2 protein-coding genes are annotated in these 5,375 nt (G+C 49.6%); both read left to right on the top strand.

The window, feature by feature from the left end; genetic code table 11:
- Positions 1–141 precede the first annotated feature (141 nt).
- On the top strand, positions 142–3,504 hold the full coding sequence (locus OB13_RS16580; protein WP_461491294.1) for a SusC/RagA family TonB-linked outer membrane protein: 3,363 nt from the start codon (positions 142–144) through the stop codon (positions 3,502–3,504).
- A 47-nt stretch (positions 3,505–3,551) separates the two neighbouring features.
- Positions 3,552–5,318: a RagB/SusD family nutrient uptake outer membrane protein gene (locus OB13_RS16575; RefSeq protein WP_461491293.1), complete on the top strand. Its 1,767-nt coding sequence runs from the start codon at positions 3,552–3,554 to the stop codon at positions 5,316–5,318.
- Positions 5,319–5,375 lie beyond the last annotated feature (57 nt).

Here is a 5,375-nt window from a genome sequence, read left to right as displayed (position 1 = left end):
AAGCCTATGTAACATTTGTACTACAAACATCCAAACTGCTTCCTGGCTACTTTTCCTTTCCCCAGGCACTTCCATGAAAGGTGCACAAGGCACCTTTCATTTTCTCTAAAAGCAAAAAATATCTCATCTAACTTATTTTACATGAAACAGAAATACTTCTGGACATGGCTACCCCCAATGGGCAGGCATGCAAAGATTTTGTCCTGCAAGAAAGATTGGGCCATTGCGCTCGCAGCCATCTGCGTCCTGCACAGCCCGCTTCCAGGTTACGCAACAAACACCAACACCTTGGTTGAGCCCAATAACATGCTCAGCAACGCCATATGGCAGACCACAGAAGTAAAAGGAAGAGTGACGGGAGAGTCCGGAGAAGCAATCCCAGGCGCCACCGTAGTAGTTAAAGGCACAACGGCTGGTACTGCCACAGACATAAACGGCAATTTTACATTAAGAGTACCTGCCGGGGGCACTACGATGGTTATCTCATTTTTGGGGTATAAAACCCAGGAGATTCCCATTAACAACCAAAGTACCATCAATGTCTCCCTCGCCACAGACACACGGGCATTACAGGAGGTAGTAGTAACCGGCTACGCGGTACAGGAGAAGAAAGACCTGACAGGTGCCGTAGCTGTAGTGAACGTATCGGAAATGACCAAGCAGCCGGAGGCACAGGTTTCGAGCATGTTACAGGGCCGGGCATCGGGTGTTACTGTTCTCGGTTCAGGTCAGCCTGGTCAGTCGCAGCAGATCAGGATACGTGGTTTTAACACGTTCGGCAACAACACACCACTCTTTGTTGTGGATGGTGTTCCAACTGAAAACATCAGAGACTTGAACCCCAATGATGTGGAGACCATGCAGGTACTGAAGGACGCCGGCTCTGCCTCCATCTACGGGGCGCGTGCAGCCAACGGGGTGATCATCATCACCACGAAAAGAGGCAAAGGCAAAGTGTCGGTTACGTACGATGGCTACTACGGCATGCAGCGCCCGGCAGGAGAAAACCCCTGGAATCTGGCTACGCCGCAGGAGATGGCTGAATTAAATTGGTTGGTAGCTAAAAATGGTGGCAAGACGCCCGAAAGCCCTATATACGGCTCCGGCGCCAGCCCTCAACTCCCCGATTATTTGATCTCAGGACCGGGGGTTACCAGAACAGGTGTTTTGGAAGGAGACCCGACGGCAAATCCATCGCTCTATAACGTCAATCCTTTTTATACCGGAGGAAGCTCGGAGCTTAGCTCTTTCTACCGTATCTCGCGAGCAAACAAATCCGGCACCGACTGGTATAACGAAATCTTTAGACCGGCCCCGATCACGAGCCATAACGTGGCGGTAAGCAGCGGTGGTGAGATGGGTAGCTTCTACTTTTCTGCCAACTACTTTAACCAGCAGGGGGTAATGGAAAACACGCACTTCAAGCGCTATACTGTCAGAGCCAATAGCTCCTATAACCTCAACAAGAACATTCGGGTAGGCGAAAACCTGGCTTATTCTGTGATTGAAAACCCCCAAATCGGTGGTGGAGAGAACCCGATCAACATGGCCTACCGCCTACAGAGGATCATACCAGTGTATGATATCATGGGCAACTTCTCCGGATCATCCGGTAGCGGCCTGGGGAATGCCAGAAACCCGGTGGCTCAGTTGGACAGGCTGAAGAACAATAAAGCAATGGGCAACCGTATGTTTGGAAATGTGTTCGCTGAAGCAGACTTTCTGAACCACTTTACGGCGCGCACTATTTTCGGTGGTGAAATGTACAATAACAACAACCGCTCTTTCACCTATCCTGAATACGAGAATGGTGAGAACAACACTGTAAACCAGTATAACCAGAGCTCGAGCAACGGATACAACTGGACGTGGACTAACACGCTGACTTATAAGAGAAATTTCAATGACGTGCATAATCTCGGCGTTGTGGTTGGTACCGAGGCTTACAGCAACTTCTGGAGCCAGGTAGGTGGATCTACACAGGGTTACTTCTCATTTGACCCGAACTTCACTACCCTTGGAACAGGTGCAGGCACACGAAACAACTTCAGTGACAAAAGCGAGGATGCGCTGTTCTCCCTCATCGGAAGGCTGGACTACAGCCTGATGGACAAATACCTGTTCGGGTTTGTGGTCCGCCGCGACGGCTCCTCACGCTTTGGTCCAAACAAACGTTATGGCACGTTCCCTGCGGCTAGTGCCGGTTGGCGTATTTCCCAAGAGAACTTTATGCAGGACATCAGCTGGGTTTCAGATCTCAAAATCCGGGGTGGCTATGGCGTAATGGGTAACCAGTTGAACGTAACACCGGCAAATGCTTTCACGGCCTACGGCTCAGACAGAACCCTGTCGTACTATGACATTGGCGGCACCAACAACTCAATCGTGGAAGGTTTCAGAAAGTCTCGTTTCGGCAACCCCGATGCTAAATGGGAAACGAATATCAACAGCAACATCGGCTTCGACGCAACCCTGTTCAACGGTAAAATTGACTTTACCCTGGATTACTATAACAAAGAAATCAAAGACCTCTTGTTTAATCCTGAACTGGTAGGAACTGCTGGCGGCGGCGCCGCGGCACCCTATGTAAACATTGCCCAAATGCGCAACAAAGGCATTGATGCAGCCCTCACGGGCCACATAGATGTCTCCTCAGATTTCAGGTTTGACATCACGGGTACGTTAACGACTTACGACAACAAAATCCTCAAGGTGTCAAATGGTGCACAAAATTTTGACCTGGAGTCTCGTCGCTTTAACGGCAGCAATATTATCCGTAATCAGGTTGGTTCTCCTATGAGTTCGTTCTTCGGTTACCAGATAGAGGGATTCTGGAATGATCAAGCAGAAATCGATGCAGCCAATGCACGGGTTATAGAAACTTCCGGAAATCCCAACACGATTTATCAGGCAGGTATTGGCATCGGCCGTTTCCGCTACGCTGATACGAACGGGGACGGAATCATTACCCCTGATGACCGCGTTGTTTTAGGCAACCCTAACCCAGACTTTACCTATGGCTTAAACATTGCGGCCACTTACAAGAACTTCGATTTTAACATGTTCCTATACGGGTCGCAGGGAAATGACATCTGGAACCAGGTAAAATGGTGGACGGACTTCAACCCGAACTTTGTTGGCGCGAAAAGTAAAACAGCACTCTACGATTCGTGGACACCCGAAAACCGCAATGCGACGGCACCTATACAGGAAGCAAGTGGCTCCTTCAGCACCACAAACGTTCCAAACTCATACTATGTAGAAAACGGCTCCTATCTGAGAGCCAAGAACGTGCAGTTGGGCTATACTTTACCTAAAAGCCTGTTGAGCAGCTATGGCGTTGGCAGCCTGCGGATTTATGTGCAGGCCGCAAACCTGTTCACGATCACAAATTACTCTGGCATAGATCCCGAAATATCCGGAGGCACCACAGCATTCGGCATAGACGAAGGTAACTACCCTAACATGCGCCAGTATTTAGCAGGCATAAATGTATCCTTCTAGTTTTGAGCATAACTTCTAAAGTCATGAAAAAATATAAATTGATCTTAATGACAGCAGCCATAGTTAGCTCTATGCAACTGCTAACTTCATGCGGAGACGACTTTCTGGAAAAACCAGCCTACGGGTCTCTCAGTGAAGACATCATTGCGAACCGGGCAGGTGTAGAAAAGATGTTGATCGGCGCTTATGCCGCCTTAGATGCCCAGGGTAACGGAGCTGCCATCGCGACCGGCGGTCCATGGGAGGCTGCTCCTACTAACTGGATATATGGCAGTGTGGCCGGTGGAGAAGCCCACAAGGGCAGTGACGGAGCCGACCAGCCAGCCATCAACGCTATTGCGACCTTCACGTCCGACCCCAGCAATGGTTTTCTTAACACCAAATGGAAAGCTATGTACGAAGGTATAGCTCGTACAAACAATACGCTGAAACTAATGGCTAAGGCAAAGGACATAACCGAGGCAGACAAGCAGCGGATTGAAGCAGAGGTTCGCTTCCTGCGCGCCCACTATTACTTTGAGCTGAAGAAGATGTTCAACATGGTTCCCTGGATTGAAGAAACAATCGAAGAACTTGCCGATTACAACCAACCGAACAATGCGGACATCTGGCCAAAGATAGAGGCGGACCTTCAGTTTGCCATGGACAACCTGCCCAACACCCAGGCACAGATAGGCCGGGTTAACAAATGGGCTGCCGCCGCTTACCTGGGAAAGGCTTATCTGTACCAGAAAAAGCATGCCGAGGCAAAGAGCGTCTTTGATCAGGTTATAACTTCCGGTGTTACCGCTAGCGGCCTCAAGTATGGCTTGATAGACAAGTTCAAGGACAACTTTGATGCGGGCAACGAAAATAACAAAGAGTCTGTTTTTGCAATCCAGATGGTGGCTAATGACGGTACAGGCACTATTGCCAACGCCAACCAGGGCGAAATGCTGAACTACCCGTACAACAGCCCGTTCCGCTGCTGCGGTTTCTTCCAGCCTTCCATAGACCTGGCTAACTCTTACCGTACTACTGCCCAAGGCCTGCCTTACCTGGATAATTACAATGCCACAAGATTAGAGCATGATCAAGGCATTGCTTCCAACGAGCCCTTCACGCCGGACACACAGCCCGTGGACCCGCGCCTGGACTGGACGGTGGGCCGCCGTGGTATTCCTTTCCTGGATTGGGGGGCCCATCCGGGGCAGGCATGGATTCGATTGCAAAGCTATGCTGGCCCATACTCCTCCAAAAAACACATTTATTGGAAAGCTACGGCAAACACTCTCTCTGACCAAAGCTCCTGGGCACCGGGCTCTGCCATAAACGTGGTACTGATTCGTTACGCAGACGTGCTTTTAATGGCAGCAGAAGCCGAGGCTCAGTTAGGAAACCTGTCTCAGTCACAGGAGTACGTCAACATGATTCGCATCAGAGCTGCCAGGCCGGAGAACAAAGTATACCAGTATGCTAATCCTAAAGATCCTATGGCTGGCTTTTCGAATGCCCCAGCCGCCAACTACAACGTTGCACCCTATCCGAGTGGCTATTTTACTGGCTTAGGGCAGCAGAAGGCATTGGAGGCTATCTACTTTGAACGCAAGATAGAATTGGCTCTGGAAGGCCATCGTTACTTTGACCTGGTTCGGTGGGGAAGAGCTGCAAAAGAGCTGAATGCCTTTTTCTCTTATGAAGGAGGTATTTTACCAGACGTAAAAGGAGGTAACTTTATTACCGGCAAGCATGAGTACTTCCCAATTCCACAAAGACAGATTGACCTGCATACTACAAACGGTGTGTCTAGCTTGAAACAGAATCCGGGATATTAAATGATTCAGCGGTTTAGCCGCTCTCCTTTCAGAAGTATAAAGTAAAAGAAAACCACC

Source organism: Pontibacter sp. HJ8, from assembly GCF_054824225.1.
Note: the sequence above shows the minus strand (reverse complement) of the source record. Positions and strands in the feature narration are given on the sequence as shown.

Excerpts from the sequence above, each read along its gene's own strand:
- OB13_RS16580 (WP_461491294.1), top strand. The coding sequence starts at position 142 with ATGAAACAGAAATACTTCTGGACATGGCTACCCCCAATGGGCAGGCAT.
- OB13_RS16575 (WP_461491293.1), top strand. The coding sequence starts at position 3,552 with ATGACAGCAGCCATAGTTAGCTCTATGCAACTGCTAACTTCATGCGGA.